Source organism: Singulisphaera chitinilytica (assembly GCF_049331405.1).
Classification (GTDB): domain Bacteria; phylum Planctomycetota; class Planctomycetia; order Isosphaerales; family Isosphaeraceae; genus PoT.
The window spans coordinates 1,311,531-1,327,015 of sequence record NZ_CP186274.1; the positions used below are offsets into that span (position 1 = coordinate 1,311,531).

The 15,485-nt window shown below is 66.1% G+C and carries 13 protein-coding genes; 7 read left to right on the top strand and 6 right to left on the bottom strand.

Annotation, left to right across the window (positions count from 1 at the left end; all coding sequences use genetic code 11):
* Positions 1-144 precede the first annotated feature (144 nt).
* From ACOYYX_RS05105 to ACOYYX_RS05120, 4 genes are all read right to left on the bottom strand, one after another.
* Entirely contained in the window at positions 145-1,305 is a 1,161-nt protein-coding gene (locus tag ACOYYX_RS05105) for a hypothetical protein (protein ID WP_422928856.1), read from the bottom strand.
* 281 nt (positions 1,306-1,586) lie between these two features.
* Positions 1,587-2,663, bottom strand: a complete 1,077-nt coding sequence (locus tag ACOYYX_RS05110; protein WP_422928857.1) for a hypothetical protein — start codon at positions 2,661-2,663, stop codon at positions 1,587-1,589.
* Positions 2,664-3,140: 477 nt separating this feature from the next.
* Positions 3,141-3,554, bottom strand: a complete 414-nt coding sequence (locus ACOYYX_RS05115; RefSeq protein WP_422928858.1) for a DUF1398 domain-containing protein — start codon at positions 3,552-3,554, stop codon at positions 3,141-3,143.
* A 40-nt stretch (positions 3,555-3,594) separates the two neighbouring features.
* On the bottom strand, positions 3,595-4,056 hold the full coding sequence (locus ACOYYX_RS05120) for a MarR family winged helix-turn-helix transcriptional regulator (RefSeq protein ID WP_422928859.1): 462 nt from the start codon (positions 4,054-4,056) through the stop codon (positions 3,595-3,597).
* Between the two features lie 374 nt (positions 4,057-4,430).
* Here ACOYYX_RS05120 and ACOYYX_RS05125 point away from each other — a divergent pair, with 374 nt between their 5' ends.
* From ACOYYX_RS05125 to ACOYYX_RS05135, 3 genes are all read left to right on the top strand, one after another.
* On the top strand, positions 4,431-5,804 hold the full coding sequence (locus ACOYYX_RS05125; protein WP_422928860.1) for a neutral/alkaline non-lysosomal ceramidase N-terminal domain-containing protein: 1,374 nt from the start codon (positions 4,431-4,433) through the stop codon (positions 5,802-5,804).
* Between the two features lie 125 nt (positions 5,805-5,929).
* Positions 5,930-7,213: a citrate synthase gene (locus ACOYYX_RS05130; RefSeq protein WP_422928861.1), complete on the top strand. Its 1,284-nt coding sequence runs from the start codon at positions 5,930-5,932 to the stop codon at positions 7,211-7,213.
* Positions 7,214-7,521: 308 nt separating this feature from the next.
* Complete coding sequence (locus tag ACOYYX_RS05135; protein WP_422928862.1) at positions 7,522-8,520, top strand: SGNH/GDSL hydrolase family protein; 999 nt, start codon at positions 7,522-7,524, stop codon at positions 8,518-8,520.
* Between the two features lie 12 nt (positions 8,521-8,532).
* On the opposite strand, the gene ACOYYX_RS05140 is transcribed toward ACOYYX_RS05135, so the two are convergent.
* Positions 8,533-9,636 (bottom strand): cis-3-hydroxy-L-proline dehydratase, encoded by a 1,104-nt coding sequence (locus ACOYYX_RS05140; RefSeq protein ID WP_422931593.1) that lies wholly within the window; start codon positions 9,634-9,636, stop codon positions 8,533-8,535.
* Positions 9,637-9,904: 268 nt separating this feature from the next.
* Between ACOYYX_RS05140 and ACOYYX_RS05145 the strand changes: the two genes are divergently transcribed.
* Together ACOYYX_RS05145 and ACOYYX_RS05150 are read left to right on the top strand one after the other, a co-directional pair.
* Positions 9,905-10,453: a DsrE family protein gene (locus tag ACOYYX_RS05145; protein ID WP_422928863.1), complete on the top strand. Its 549-nt coding sequence runs from the start codon at positions 9,905-9,907 to the stop codon at positions 10,451-10,453.
* Positions 10,454-11,002: 549 nt separating this feature from the next.
* The gene (locus ACOYYX_RS05150) at positions 11,003-12,097 is read left to right on the top strand and encodes a WD40 repeat domain-containing protein (RefSeq protein WP_422928864.1); all 1,095 of its coding nucleotides are present in this window, start codon (positions 11,003-11,005) and stop codon (positions 12,095-12,097) included.
* A 47-nt stretch (positions 12,098-12,144) separates the two neighbouring features.
* On the opposite strand, the gene ACOYYX_RS05155 is transcribed toward ACOYYX_RS05150, so the two are convergent.
* The gene (locus tag ACOYYX_RS05155) at positions 12,145-13,626 is read right to left on the bottom strand and encodes a serine hydrolase domain-containing protein (RefSeq protein WP_422928865.1); all 1,482 of its coding nucleotides are present in this window, start codon (positions 13,624-13,626) and stop codon (positions 12,145-12,147) included.
* A 617-nt stretch (positions 13,627-14,243) separates the two neighbouring features.
* Between ACOYYX_RS05155 and ACOYYX_RS05160 the strand changes: the two genes are divergently transcribed.
* Together ACOYYX_RS05160 and ACOYYX_RS05165 are read left to right on the top strand one after the other, a co-directional pair.
* Positions 14,244-14,759 carry a hypothetical protein gene (locus tag ACOYYX_RS05160; RefSeq protein WP_422928866.1) on the top strand — a complete coding sequence of 172 codons (516 nt, stop codon included), beginning with the start codon at positions 14,244-14,246 and terminating at the stop codon, positions 14,757-14,759.
* Positions 14,760-14,970: 211 nt separating this feature from the next.
* Positions 14,971-15,420 (top strand): hypothetical protein, encoded by a 450-nt coding sequence (locus ACOYYX_RS05165; RefSeq protein WP_422928867.1) that lies wholly within the window; start codon positions 14,971-14,973, stop codon positions 15,418-15,420.
* The last annotated feature ends 65 nt before the right edge of the window (positions 15,421-15,485 follow it).

Here is a 15,485-nt window from a genome sequence, read left to right on the forward strand (position 1 = left end):
CTTGTTGGCCGTGTCCGCGCTCTCGCGGATCCGTTCGACGATGTCGGCCAGCATTTCCTGTCGCTGGACGAAGATCTCCTCGAGTAGCTGCGGCTCCGTGCGGCTGGGGGTGAACCGCCAGATGAAGTCGTTTTCGGACATGGATCAGAGCCCCCTGTCCAGAATCCACCACCGTCGGATCAGTGGGAAGCGGAACCGAATCCGCCCGTCCGTGTCTCGTATCAGGTAATGGTCGCGTTCCATCAGGCGGAGGACCCGTACGAGCTCGTCGCGGTCTCCGAAACCTGCGGAAGCGGCGTTGATCGCGCTGTGCAACTCTGCGATTTTAAGCGGTTCTTCAACGCTCGCCAGCGCGTCGAGGATCAGGCTGACCAACTGGGCGTTATTGCCCTTGGTGTAGTAAGCAGGGATGCGGGTGCGATAATGCCCGAGATCCCAGGGATCGTTTGGGCTGAGTAAATGCTGCTGCACCAGGCCGCGAACCTTGTTTGGCTCGGCCGGGAGCCTGTCTTTCCTGAGCCCTGCAACGATGTGGTGAATGTAGAAGGGAAAGCCATCGGCTTCCTCCGCGATCACCTCGGCAGTTTTTTGTAGGTTGGTGACCTGGAGGTTCTCTCCTCGGATCAGGTCTCCCGCTAGTTTGACTGCGTCTTCCTCGGCGAGGGGCGGAACTTCGATCGGATACATGTCGTTGACGGGTTCACTCGACATCTTCCCATCGCGGATGCCATCCAGCACATGGTGCAGTCCGATTGAGCCGGTATAGACCATTCGGAGAGTTGGATGCTCCTGACGTAGGCTTCGGAGTAAGTCCAGCACCTCCAAAGCCGCCTGCCCACCATCCGCTTGTCGAATGTGGTCGATCATGTATGGGACCTCGTCCCATAAGAATACCACCCTCTGTTCGTGCTTCTGCGCGACGAGATCCTCAATTGACGCTGTCAGCAAAGCCTTCCAAGGGCGCCGGCCGCTCGTCCGTTTGATCTGCTCGAACTCATGCTCTTCGTAGAATTTTCGAGCTGCGTTTGTCGCCTTCTTCCAAAGTTTAAGGTAACCCTGCACCTGCTCATAAACGCCGACGGCAAACTCTTCCGCGGAGTGAAACCTCTCGAGATCCAATAGCGTGGGGAACCAGCCTTCAGCCTTGTCGTGCGCCATCTTCCGGAGCACGCTGGTTTTACCTATCCGCCGCTCAGCATTCATGATGATGCACTGCTGGTCGAGGCGTTGCCAAAACTCGCTGATCAGTTGGTCACGCCCATAAACGCTAGCTGGAGCGATGACGCCACCTGGATTCGCTTTCATCGCGAAAGTCCTCGAGGGTCGATGATCGGTGACACGTTGATTGTACGTCAGAATTGACGTACGTCAATTCTGACGTAAGTTTGGTAGCGTGAAATGTGGTGAAGAGTGTTGCCTCAAGTCTTCGGCCATGCACTGAAGCCACTGACAGAAGGTATGTGGAGGGTACAAAATAGAGTCTGCCGGCCGCTGGCGAATTCATCAGATCGGATAACGAACAATGCCCCGGGAGGGCTGGGCCTCCCGGGGCATTGTTCATTGGCGGCTTGCGAGACTGAGATGGATCAACGGTCGCGGGAGTGGGCCTGGAGCTGCTCCCACTGCATCTTCTGGAAGGCGTCCTTGGCGGCCGAGCGGAGCGGGGCGCCGGTGGTGTCCGGGGCGGGGGGGGCGGGCGGGTTGGCGCCGTAGTCGCGGACGACCTGGGCGAGCATCGGGGCGAGGGCCTTGTAGATCTGGATCTGGCGGTCGGAGGTCGCCGGGCCGAACCGGAGGTTGTACGCCTGCATGAAGGCGATCAACTCGCCGATCGTGCGGTCCTTCGAGTCCTCGAGCTGGGCGAGGATCTTCTTGAAGCTGGCGTCGCGGAGCAGGCGGCTCAGGCTCGAGAGGGTGTTGAAGTAGCTGAGGCCGTCGTAGTAGCCCGGGTCGAAGTCGGCCGTGTTCTTGACGAACTTGGCGCGGAGGGCCGCGATGGCGGCGTCGACCTTCTTGAGGGAGTCGGCCGAGACCTCGCCCTTGAGGTCTTCCTTGATCGCGGCGTCGACGCTCGATTCGAGGGCGAGCCGCTCGTCGTTATAGGAGGCGTCGGTCAGCGAGGTCGGAAGCGAGTCCTTGCCGGTCATCTGATCGATGCAGATCGAGATGGCCTCGGTGTCCCACTCGAACGGGATGTCCCGGATGGTGGTCGCGGGGATCGGGGTCCGGACCCGGCTGGTCTTGGCGACGCCCGGGTCGAAGTCGTAGATCTGGAAGAGCAGGTTGTTGAGGGTGGAGCCGTTGAGGATCTCGGCCTGCTCCACCCGGGCGTCGCGCTGGGCGTCGCGGGCGGCCTGCTCCTTGGCTTCCTCGGCATGGAGGGCGCGCTGGCGGGCGCGGAGGGCCTTGTTCCACTTGAGCATGGTGTCGAGGTTGATGGCCTGGGCCTTGGCGTCCTCGACCTCGTAGACCCCCTGGCCGCGGGCATACGACCCGAGCCCGGCCATGTATCCGCCCGCCGGGTCGACGGCCCCCTGCGAACCCCAGCCCCCCCAGCCGTAGTTGCCGTACCCGTTGGGGTAGGACCACTGGGCGGCGGCCTGCTGCGTCATCAGCAGCGGGATGATTGCTAATCCGGTCGCGATTCGGAGAGCCTGGCGCATTGCTGTCGGATCCTCCACGGTCAAGGAAGGCCGCTATGGGGCCGAGCGCCGATTCGATTCGCCTCGCCTCGTCTTCAATCGAAGTCGAGATCCCTCGGCGCACCGCCCCCCTGTGTCGAGACTTAAGTCACCCTATCCTACGTGAACTGTGCCGGCGATTTCTGCAAAAAAAGCGATCGCCGCGGAGTTTCTTCGACCAAATAGGCCGGAGGACCGGCCCAGCCCGGCGATGACTCCTCGGGGCAGGATCGATGATCGGTCGGAAAGGCCGCGGATCTCTCGGTGAGTTCGACCGGGGTCGGCACGCAACGGTATCGGGAGGTGCGGCCGGCCGCACCTCGCCGGTTCGATGAAATCATGAAAATAATAGAAAATGATCTGTCGATTGTGCTTCGTCGGCCCCCGGCATCTCGACGCGGTGGCGGCCCGGATCACCCTGGCGAGAGGATGGAGGCCGAGCCTCGCCATGGCAGGAGGTCAGGGCTCGGCGGTGGGGAAGGGCTCGACGTGGGCGTCGCCGTCGCGGCCGAAGTAGAGGACGCGTCGGCCGGAGAGCTGGGCGAAGTAGCCCACGCAGCCGGCGGCCTTGATGCGCCGGGCGAACTCGGGGTAGACGATCTCGCCCGCCTGGGCGCCGCGGATTGCCCGAGAGACGGATGGGGCGTCGAAGGCGTCGGCGATGGAGACGCCCTCGTCCGAATGGGACGCGTGGAAGACCTCCGAGGCGCCGCTCGGCAGGTAGTACGTGATCTCGTCGCGCGAGAAGTCGACGTGGTATCGTTCGACGCCCGCCTCCATGAGCCTGCTCACGACCTCGGGGAAGGGGAGCTTCCCGGAGAGGGAGAGATCCTTGCATTCCTTCATGACGCCCAACTGAATTTCCCGAATCATCGTCGCCTGTCCTTTCGCGTCGTCGTCGATGAGCGTACCGTCACTCGACGGGTAAATTCTCGAGCCCGAGCCGGCCGACGATGCCTTCGAGGAGGCCTCGCAAGGCCGCACGCTGCTCGGGGTCGAGATGCCCGAAGAACTCCGCGTCGTTCCGGTCGGCGAGCTTCGCCAACGTCGGGACGAGGGTCCGGCCATGATCGGTCAACTCGACCGACTGGAATCGGCGATCCCCCTCGGCCTCCCTGCGCTCCGCCAATTTCTTCGCGGCCAGGCGCTCCACCAGCTTGGAGATGGCCCCGCGCGTCATACCGAGGTTCTCCGCCAGGCGACTCGGGGGCGTCGCTCCCGTCTCGAAGAGCTGCCGCAAGACGACCCACTCGGCCACCGTGACCCCGTGCTCCTCCACCTTGAGCTTGAAGGCGTGCGAGACGTGGTTCGACACGAACCTGAGCCAGAAACCCAGGTGGGCATCGAGCGGGCTGACCCCTTCGGCGTTCGACACGGCCGGTCCTCGTTCCCGAATATAGTTTCCTAGGAAACTATATCGTCAAGACGGCGGGAGTCCAGCACCTTTTTCGCAGGCATCCGCAGGCAATGGTGGAGATCGTCCTGAGCAGGGGGCTATTCTGCAGAATATGCTCATTTTATATTGTTGTGATTCCAAGGCGGGATCATCAACGCGAGGCTCATCGGTCCGATCGGGTTGATGGGCGAGGGCTCGCCGGCGGCAGAGATGCGAAGTCCGAGGGCCAACGATCCCTGGGGGATCGGGCGTCTGGCTCGTTGCCGAGGGGCGGGCCGGATGATATGGTCGCGAACGCCGAGGAGACGCGAGATCATCCCGAAGTCGAGAGGTCACTCATCATGAGGATGCGCATGTGGGCTTGGGTCGGGGCCTGTTTCGGGGCGGTGCTGGCGTGCGCCGAGGCGAGGGCGGACTTGCCGCCGGTCCCCGTCGGGGTGGCCGAGGTGGACATCACGCCGGACTATCCGACCCGGATGAGCGGCTATGAGAGTCGCAAGGTCGAGGCGCAAGGGGTCGAGAGCCGGCTCAAGGCCAAGGCCCTGGCGATCGGCGGGGATCGGGCCAGGGTGGTGCTGGTGACCGTCGACAACTGCGCGGTCCCGGCCAAGATCGTCGACGAGGTCGCCGGCCGGCTGAAGTCGAAGATCGGGCTGGGGCGCGAGGACTTCGCCGTCTGCTCGACCCATACCCACTCGGCGCCGATGCTCGTGGGCGGGATCCCGTTCATCCTCGGGGAGCCCTTGCCGGCCGACCAGGCCGGAAGGCTCGAGCGGTACACCAAAGAGGTCACCGACGCGATCGAGAAGGTCGCGCTGGCGGCCGTGCAGGACCGGAAGCCGTCGCATCTCGACTGGGGGCAGGGGCACGCCAAGTTCGCGGTCAACCGCCGGCTCCTGAAGGACGGCAAGTGGGTCAACTTCGGCGTGATGCCGGACGGGGCCGTCGACCGCAGCGTGCCGGTCCTGCGGGTCACGTCGCCCGAAGGGGCCCTGCGGGCGGTCCTGGTCGGGTATGCCTGCCACTGCACGACCCTGGAAGGCAACTTCACCAAGGTCTCGGGCGACTGGGCCGGGTATGCTTGCGAGGAGATCGAGCGCGCCCATCCGGGGGCGAAGGCCCTCGTGGTGGTCGGCTGCGGCGCCGATTCCAACCCGCAGCCTCGCGGCAAGGTCGAGCATGCCAGGCAGCACGGCGCCGAGCTCGCCGGGGAGGTGGAGAAGGTCCTGAAGGGGAGCCTCGCCCCGGTCCCCGCGACGATCCAGGCCCGCTTCTCCAGGGTCGACGTGCCGCTCGGTGCGCCGAGGACCCGCGAGGCCCTGGTCGAGATGGCGAAGGGGACGGGAGCCCCCGGCTACTTCGCGAGGACCCACCTCGAACGGCTCGATCGGGGGGAAGACCCGGCGCCGCCTCTGAAATTCCCGGTGCAGACCTGGACCTTCGGCGACTCCTTGGCGATGGTCTTCCTCGGCGGCGAGGTCGTCGCCGACTACGCCCTGCGGCTCAAGCGCGAGTGCAAGCCGGGGGGCCTCTGGGTCAACGCGTACAGCAACGACGTGACCAGCTACATCGCCTCGAAGCGGATGCTCGACGAGGGGGGGTATGAGGTCGACCACTCGATGATTTATTATGATAGGCACGCCCGGCTCGCCCCGAATGCCGAGGATGCGATTATCAAGGCGGTCCGCGACATCCTCCCCCCCGCGTTCCTGACGCCCGCCCCCTGAACCGATCCGACCCTGTTGCGGGAATCGTCGCTTCAAGGCTCCCCGGTGGTATTGGGGCGGGGGAGCCTTATAATCGAGACGTGGTCCCGATCGTTCCTCCTTCCGACAGACATACCGGAGTAGTGATGACCCGCACCGCGACCTTGACGTTCGGCGATCAGACGATCGAACTGCCCGTGATCGAGGGCTCGGAAGGAGAGTTGGGAGTCGACATCTCGCAACTCCGGGCCAAGACCGGACTCATCACGCTCGACCCGGGATTCGGCAACACGGGCGCCTGTCGCAGCGCGATCACCTACATCGACGGCGACAAGGGGATCCTCCGATACCGTGGGATCCCGATCGAGCAACTCGCCGAGAACTCGAACTTCGCGGAGACGGCCTGGCTCCTGATCTACGGGAAGCTGCCGAGCCAGGAGCAGTTGGATACCTTCAGCGAGCGGCTGCGGTTCCATGCCCCCCTGCACGAGTCGTTCAAGCACCACTTCGAGGGGTTCCCGGTCGACGCGCCGCCGATGGCCACGCTCTCGGCGATGATCAACACCCTCTCTTGCTTCCACCCCGAGTCTCCCGAGCCCGATGAGGCCGAGTTCTTCGAGGAGGCCGCGCGGCTGATCAGCAAGGTGCGCACGATCGCCGCCTACTCGTACCGCCGGTCGATGGGCCTGCCGTACATCTACCCCGCGCCCCACCTGCATTATGTGGCGAACTTCCTCCACATGATGTTTTCAAACCCTTATGAGCAGCACGTCGCCAGCCCCGAGGTGGTGAAGGCCCTGAACCTGATCCTGATGCTCCACGCCGACCACGAGCAGAACTGCTCGACGTCGACGGTGCGGGTCGTCGGCTCCAGCAAGGCGAACCTCTTCGCCTCGTGCGCGGCGGGCGTCAGCGCCCTCTGGGGGCCGCTCCACGGCGGGGCGAACGTGGCCGTGCTCGAGATGCTCGAGTCCATCCACCGCGGCGGGATCTCGGCCGAGCAGGCGCTCGCCCAGGCCAAGGACAAGTCGAGCGGGTTCCGCCTGATGGGCTTCGGGCACCGCGTCTACAAGAACTTCGACCCCCGCGCCGTGATCCTCAAGAAGGCGGCCGACGAGGTGCTCGGCAGCCTCGGGGTGAAGGACCCGCTCCTCGACGTCGCCCGCCGACTCGAGCAGATCGCCCTGGAAGACCCGTACTTCGTCGAGCGGAAGCTCTACCCCAACGTCGACTTCTACAGCGGGATCATCATGCGGGCGATGGGCATCCCGACCAACATGTTCACGGTCATCTTCGCGATCGGCCGCATGCCCGGCTGGATCGCCCACTGGAAAGAGCAGTACGACGACCAGGCCGGCCGCATCGCCCGCCCCCGGCAGATCTACACCGGGAACACGGAAACCGACTACGTCGCCATCGGCAAGCGCTGAGACTGAGCCGGGATCAGCCCGCGAGACCTTCGCCGCCGTTCCCCCCGCTTGGGGGAGCGGCGGGCTCGATTCTGCCAATTCCCCCCTCGGCCCTCTTCGATCCTTCCCCCCATCCGTTTCGACGTTCACGGGCCGGCGTTCATCCCCGGGGCGCACAGGCTTCGTCCGGGCCTGCGCGGAGCGAGTTCGATGGCTCGACCTCGTTGCGGAGGGGCCGGCGATGGCGGAGACTGGTCCGGCCGCGGGGCGTCTTGGGTTCGCGACGCGGCTCGGATCGTCGTCAAGGCCGCCGTTGGGGGACGTCAGACATGCGCCGGTTCCTTTGCCTCTTGAGCGGGGTTCTCTTGTGCGGGCTCGTCGGGGCCCCTTCGGCGCGGGGGGCGGACCCCGCCGACCTCGCCAAATACCGCCGCATCCTCTTCCTCGGGGACAGCAACACGTACGCGGGGCAGTGGGTCGAGTACGTCGAGGCCTACCTGCGGCTCCACGTCCCCGGGTTCCATGCCGAGGTCTTGAACCTCGGGTTGCCGAGCGAGACGGTCTCGGGCCTCTCCGAGCCCGGGCACGCCGGGGGAGCCTTCCCCAGGCCGGTGCTCTCCGAGCGGCTCGACCGGGTGCTCGACAAGGTCAAGCCCGACCTGGTCGTCGCCTGCTACGGGATGAACTGCGGGATGTATTATCCGCCCAACGCCGATCGCCTCGGGAAGTTCGAGGCCGGCATCAAGCACCTGCGCGAGAAGGCCTCGGCCTGCGGGGCGATGGTCGTGCACGTCACCCCGCCGGTCTTCGACCCGGGGCCGATCCGATCCAAGACCCTGCCCGCGGGGCTCCCGGCCTACACGCAGCCGTATGAGGGCTACGACGAGTTCCTCAAGCAGGCGTCCGACTGGCTCCTCTCGCAGCGGGCCAACGGCTGGGAGGTGGTCGACGTCCACGGCCCGATGACCCGGTTCCTGGAGCGGGGCAGGAGCCGCGACCCGAAGTATCACCTGGCCGCCGACGGGGTCCACATCAACGGCGCGGGGCACTGGCTGATCGCCAGGGCGGTCCTGGCGCACTGGGGATTCCCCACCGGCAAGCTCGGCGACGAGACCTCGGCCGAACGCGTCCTCGCGGCGGATCCGGGCGGGACCGAGGTCCTCAAGCTCGTCCAGCGCCGTCAGCGTCTCCTCAAGGATGCCTGGCTCACCGAGACCGGCCACAAACGCCCAGGGATGAACCGGGGCGTGCCGCTCGACGAGGCCAGGCGCGAGGCGCAAAAGATCGAGGCCGAGTTGGAGAAGGCCGTCGCCCGGCCTGCCGGCTGATCGGGGCTCGGGTCAACGGATGTCGACGAGGGGCTCGCCCAGCACGTCGAACCTCGGCCTGATCCCCAGGCCCGGCTCGAGGCTCGCGGCCATCCGGCCTTCGCGGCGTTGGGGGGCGCCCTCGGCGGTGCTGACGGTTACGTAGCTGTTGAAGTCGGTCGAGGTGAAGAGGAATTCGGGGGGCGTGCTGTGGGCGAGGTGGGCGATCGCCGCGGTCGTTACGTCGCCGCCCCAGCTATCCTCGATCGTCATGGCGATCCCGAGCGAGACGCAGAGGTCGCGCGCCTGCTTCGTCTTCGTCAGGCCGCCGAACTTGCTGATCTTGAGGTTCACCACGTCGAGAGCCCCGTCGGCGTGGCCGCGGAGCAGGACGTCCATGCCGTCGATCGACTCGTCGAGCACGAACGGGTGGTCGGTCCTTCGGCGGATCGTGAGGCATTCGTCGTAGCTCAGGCAAGGCTGCTCGATGTAGACGTCGACGTCGCGGACTCCCCGGACCACGCGTGCGGCCTGGTGCATCAGCCACCCCGTGTTCGCGTCGGCGATGAGCAGGTCGCCCGGCTCGAGCACGTCGGCCACGGCCTTGATGCGGAGGATGTCGGTATCCGGGTCGCTGCCGACCTTGAGCTGGAACTTGCGATACCCCTCGGCGCGATACCCGGCGACCTTGCCTGCCATCTCCTCGGGGCTCTGCTGCGAGATCGCGCGGTAGAGCGGGAAGTCGTCGCCGTAGCGGCCCCCCAGGAGCTTGCAGACCGGGAGCCCCGCGACCTTGCCCAGCAGGTCCCAGCAGGCGATGTCGATGCCCGACTTGACGTAGGGGTGCCCCTTGAGTGCGGCGTCCATCCGGCGGTTCAGGCGGTTCAGTTCCGTCGGGTCCTCGCCGATCAGATGCGGACCCAGCTCGGCGATCCCGGCGCGGACGCCGCCTGCATAGGCCGGGAGATAGAACGGGCCGAGCGGGCAGACCTCGCCATAGCCGACCGTCCCGTCATCCCCCTCGACGGCCACGATCGTGCTGTCGAAGACGTCGACCGACTTGCCTCCCGACCACTTGTAACTCCCCTCGAACAGCGGCAACTCGACGCGGTAGGCCGCGATCCGGCGAATCTTCATCGACATCCCCTCCCACTCGACACGTCAGCTCAGGTCTCTCGGCCATCCCAAGGCCCGAAAGGATACCCGATCCCGACGCCGGCCTCGACGGGGTGGAATCAGCCGCTTGGTTCCATTGGCTTGGGATCATGTTTTGAGGATTTGGAATGGTCGTGCGTGCGAATTTGGATGGGTGAGCCCGGCCTCGTTCCCTCGCCGCGCGGCGACTATAATGCGAAGTCCCCGCCGCCTTGCGTGGCGTTCGTCTCCATGAGTGCGAGGGTTAGCGATGCAACGAGCCATTGGGAGTGCGGCGGTGGTGTTGTGCCTGGTCGGGGTCGTCTCGGCGCAGACGCCGGCCGGGAAGTCGATGGCCTTCCCGATCATCCCGAAGTTCGGGGGCGTCGTGCCGGTGCCGAATGCGGCCGAGCCGCCTCGCAAGGGGGCGAAGGTCGTCTTCGACATCACCGCCGACGCCAAGCCCGCCGTCGTCAACAAGGGGCTCGAGCGGGTCGCCCGCCTGCTCAACCTCTACGGCGCGTTCGGCCTGAAGGCCGCCGACGTGACGATCGCCGTCGTCCTGCACGGGGAGGCGACGAAGTCGGTACTGAAGCGGGACGTCTACAACGAGAAATTCGCCACGAGCGAGAACCCTAATCTCCCCCTGATCGCCGCCTTGCGCGAGGCCGGGGTCGAGGTCTACGTCTGCGGCCAGGCCCTCGCCTACAAGGAGTATGAGCCGACCGAGGTCGTCGACGGCGTCAAGGTCGCCGCCGCCGCGCTGACCGTCCTCATCAACAAGCAGGCCGACGGCTTCTCGTACGTGCCCGCCCATTGAGCCTTGGGTTGAACGTCGGATAAATTACAGATAAAAGAAATTGAAGATTTGAAAACTTGGGAAGGCGTACGTCGTTTCGGCGTGCGCCGGCCTTGTTTCCCGCCCGAACTCCCGCTCCCTGGCCCCGCGACCCTCCCCGTTTCGCCCGCCAGAATTTCCGCCTCTCATCCACAATAATTGACCCCGTCGCCCGAATTCACTTGGTAGCGAGCGTTCGCGACGTGCCCATCACCGCTCGGGCCGCGGCCTCGCCCGGGCCCCCCCACCGGAGCATCGCATGATCAGGACGATGACATTGCGCGGCTCGATCCGCCAGGCGGTCAAGGCCCGGGCTGGCCCCGAGGGGCTTGCCTAGTGCGCCCTTGCGTGCAGTGCCCTCCCACCGATCCGCCGGCCCGAGCCGCCGTGTCGTCCTGAAGGACCTCATCCCACCTCCCTTCGAGCCCGAGTCGCCCATGCGACTCTCGGGGCCGGGGACTCCCTGCGCCGACGGATGCGACCTTCGGTCGTGGCTCCGCACGCCCGTTCATTCTTTTGAGGAGAAGATCCGTGTCGCACGACCCGAAGCCCGCAGGAAGCATGCCCTGGCTCGATGATGCGATCGACGCGGGGTCGTCGCGAGGGGGTGACTCGACCGGCGTCGTCGTCATGACTCAGGGGCTGTCGATCGGGTTCCTCGGCCTTGTGGGGTGGGTCCTGATCGGGTTCGTGGATCGGGGAGAAGAGACGCGCGACAAGAAGGACATCGGGCAACACAGGGAGATTCCCGTCGACGCGATGATCGGCTCACTGGCCTTCGCCCCGGACGGCCGCGGGCTCGCCGTCGCGACGCGGGATGGCAGGGTCATGACTTGGGACCTCAAGCGGTCCCGCCCGGTTCGTTCCACCTCCTGGGATTGGACGCCTCGCGTCGCGTTCTCGCCGGATGGCCGGACGCTGGCGGCGACCGGCTCGAACGCGAGCGTGGGCCTCTGGGATCCCGGGAGCGGTGAGATGGTCGACCGGATCGACATCGAAGGCGGCCAACTTCACCGGCTGGCCTTCGCCCCCGACGGCCGCACATTGGCCCTGGGAGGTCGCGACGGCGGGCTCGTCCTCTGGGACCTGGCCGACGGGTCGATCAGGGCCCAGGCCGAGCTCGGCAGATTCGTCGGGGCCCTGGCGTATGCCCCCGATGGCCGGGAGGTCGCGACGGGCGGGGTGGACGGGGTCGTCACCCTCTGGGATAGCCGGGACCTCCGGCGGCTCCGGTCATTCCGGGCCCAGGCGCTGCAGATCCACGGGTTGGCGTTCGCCCCTCGAGGCAAGGCGCTGGCGACCAGCGGGAGTGTGGATGAAGTCGTCCGGGTCTGGGATCCGGAGACGGGCCGGGCCCTGGCCGAGTTGCCGGGGCACCGGTGCGGGGCCCCCGCGCTGGCCTTCTCGCACGATGGGGCATTGCTGGCCGCCGCGAGGGGCGACGGATCGATCAGCCTCTGGGACGCACGGACCTGGCGACGCGTCGCCATCGTGAAGGGGCCCAGGGCCTGGCTCGGTGCGATCGCCTTCGCCCCCGACGGCCGATCCCTGGCGACGGGCGGGGATGACCGCACGCTCAGGATCTGGGACGGCTCCTCATGGGCGAAACCGAGGAAAGCGGGTTGATCGAGAGCTCGGGGGCCCGCCGCCGGCCAGGGCTCGGGGATGGACGCCTAACGGCGGTCCCGCTCCTTGAGCAGCTCGGCCTGGATCGCCGCGATGAGGCCGCCGAGGGGAGCCTTGCTGTTCGAGAGGATGACGAGACCTCGCCCCGAGCCGGGGAAGCCGGAGATGTGCGACGTGAAGCCGTAGGTGCTGCCGTTGTGCTGGATCTCGCGGCGGCCGTCGCGGGTTCGGACTCCCCAGCCGAGGCCCATGCCTTGCGCCGTGGGTTGATGCGTCAGGGCGATGGCGGGAGTCGTCTCGCCGAGCTGGGCCTCGAGATAGGCCAGCATGTCGTCGAGGTCCGAGACGATATCCCCCGCGGGCCCGAACATGCCGCCATCCTGATAAGGGGCGACGCGGCCGTTCTCGAAGTGGCCGACGGCCGCACGACGCCTCACCTCGTCCGATGCCTTGTACGTCGTGCTCGCCATGCGGAGCGGGTTGAGGATATCGCTCGCCAGGAGTTCGGCGTAGGGCCTGCCGCACGCCTTCGCGACGACCTGGCCGAGCAGGGCGAATCCCCAGTTCGAATAGGAGAAGGCCTCGCCGGGATTGCCGTCGAGCTTGAACCGCCGCAGGGCGGCGTCGAAGGCCTCGGCGTTGTAATTCGCCTCCGGGGTCAAGGGAGACGCGCCCGGCTGGGAGCCGACGTCCTCGGGGAGGGTCGGGAGCCTTGACGTGTGGTTGGCCAGGTCGCGCAGGGTGATCGGCCGGTCGGCGAACTCGAGGCCCGGATAGCCCGCGCCGAGATGCTTGCGGACGTCGTCGTCGAGCGCGACCTTGCCTTCGATCACCGCTCGGGCGAGCAGCGTCGCCGTGAACGTCTTCGTGATCGAGCCGATCTCGTAGGGGGTCGCGGAGTTCGGGATCTCGACCCGATCCCTGGCGGTCACGCCGTAATGGTAGGCGTGCCTCTTGCCGTCGCCGATGAGCCCGATCGAGAGGCCGACCGCGTGCGGGTGGAGGAAATAGATTCTGACGGCCGCGTCCACCGCGCGGTCGAGGGGCGTTGACATCGGGTTGTCACTGCGGACGTCCCCGGCCCGGGCCAGTAAGGCGACTGGCGCATTCCTCAGGCCGAAGGAGCCGAACCGGCCCGGGGGCTCGACCCGCACGGTCAGGAGCATGTCTCGTCCTTGCATCTCGAGCCGGTACGTCGACGCGCCCGCCTCCCGGCTCTCGAACACGCTTCGGATGATGTCGCCCCCGTTGCGGTTCCGGCGCAGGAATGCCACGAACTGGCCCTCGCCGATCCCTTTCCGGAATCCGTCCGAGGCGAGGGCGTAGACCCCGCGGAAGTCGTCCTTGTTGTATCGGGCTATGAACTGACTTACAAATTCATCATCACCCTGGGGGTGATTCCCCGCCTCCGTCCGCGCGGCGGGAGCGGGCTTCGGGGGCTCCTGATCCTGGTATATCGCCCCCGAGGCCCTGGACAGAAGTGCGATCGCCAGGAAGTACAGGGGGACTCGAATCGTCGTCAACGTCATGATGGAGCCTGCCTTGGGGTGCCCGCAGTCGCCGGGAAGTAAGCTCGGCCTTACTTCCGAAGGGCGAGCCTTGATTGCAGGAGACCCTAAGGCCCGACCCGTCGGCCGGTCTTGTCGCCGCGAAACCTCGCGTGGTAGCCCCCGAGCGCCCAGGGGCTCCCAGAAGGACGCCTGGCGAATCGGGGGAAATGGCCCTCTCTCGGCGATCGTTCATGTGTAATTTAAGAGATGTTTTGCATTGTTCCTCGTTAAAGTAGGCGGATTCGCGGCTTCCAGCCTTAAAGAGCCCGGAAATCACCTCGCGCCGCGATCGACATGCGGGTAAATCCTGAAATGTTACCTCGCCCTTCGATGGCTGACGAGCGTAGGAGGATCAGGAACTGACGCGATGAGAAATTTCGGATTTGTCGTCCACGCGAGCGTGACCTATGTCTTGTTGTGGGCGGAGCGCGTCAGTGCCTGACCCGGCTCGGCCCGACGGCCAACCGACGAAGAGGCGGTGGAGTCCCACACGGGCGGGGCATCGACGGCCCGGCAAACCTGGATTCGAACCAATTTACGCTGGGACTGATTCGAATGCGGCTGACAGAGCTTGTCTCCATGGAGGGGCCGGTTTCATGAATCAAGACGTGCCCGATGTCATCGTCGAGACCGACGTAAACTATCAGGACCTCCGCATCGCCATCCTCGCGGACCTCATCGACCTGCTGCCGAAGGACGGCTCGCTCGGCAGCTTCGTGGCCACCTATCGCAGCGTGCTCGACTGCGTGCTCGAGGCGACCGACGGCGAGGACGACTTCGCCAAGGAGACCTCGGTCGCGATCGCCCAGAGGACGGCCTTCCGCTACCTCTACAATTGGGTCGACTCGGAGCTGGCACGACCCGAGTCGACGCCGAACGTCCTGGTCGAGAGCCCCGGCAACCGGTTCGTCGAGCGCTGCCTCCAGGCCGAGATCCGCTGCGCCCTCCAACGCGAGGGGGACCGGGCCGAGCTGGAGCGGGTCGTCGCAGAGGCCCTGGCCGACGCCGTCGACGGGATCATGACCAGCCCGCAACGGTTCCGAACCGAGGCGGAGCGGGAGACGGCCGTCGCCGTCGCGATGAGGACCGCCGATTCGATGAAGCAGGCATGACCGACCCGGCGGGCCGGGCCTCCCCGAGCCGACCCGTACCTCCCGAAGTGCTTGATACCCAACGCCTCGGGCGACAGGCCCGGGGCTTCAACGGGCGCGAAGTCGACGGACGCCGACCAAGGCCGGTCGGATGGCCAACCGTCAAGGTCGTTGGATGTACGAGTCCTCATGTCAACGTTGACGGAGGGCCTCAAGGTCGAGGGATTTCGCCATGATTGATCTCAGCATCCCGAGTGCGCAGCCCATGCTCGCCGCCGCGAAGGCGATGGACGCGATCCTGCGCACCGCGAGGGAGATGAGCGTCGTCTCCCGGAAGGATCGCCTCTGGCTCCAGGAGCGCATCGCCCCCACATTCGAGGACTTGCGCAAGCTGAGCCGGGAGCATTTCGCCGGCAAGTCGGGCATACCCAAGACCCTCGATGCCCTGGAAGAAGCGATTGCCCAGCTTGCCGAACTCCCCGGAGTGCCCGACGACGGCCCCCCCGCCAAGCACCGATGCCCCGCCTGCTGGACCGGGCTCGTCCGCCAGGACAAGTTCGGCCACCCGACCGCCGGCCTCGCATCCATCGTCTATTGCGCCTCCTGCGTCGGCCTCGTCATGCCCTCGCTCTTCTCGCTGACTTCCGTCGACGGCGGCTTCAGCAGCATCGACGCCTTCTGAATCGAGGCAGACCTCGAAATCAGAAGCGATCGAAGAATGGGCAGTCTGCGCAATAAGAGTTGAGA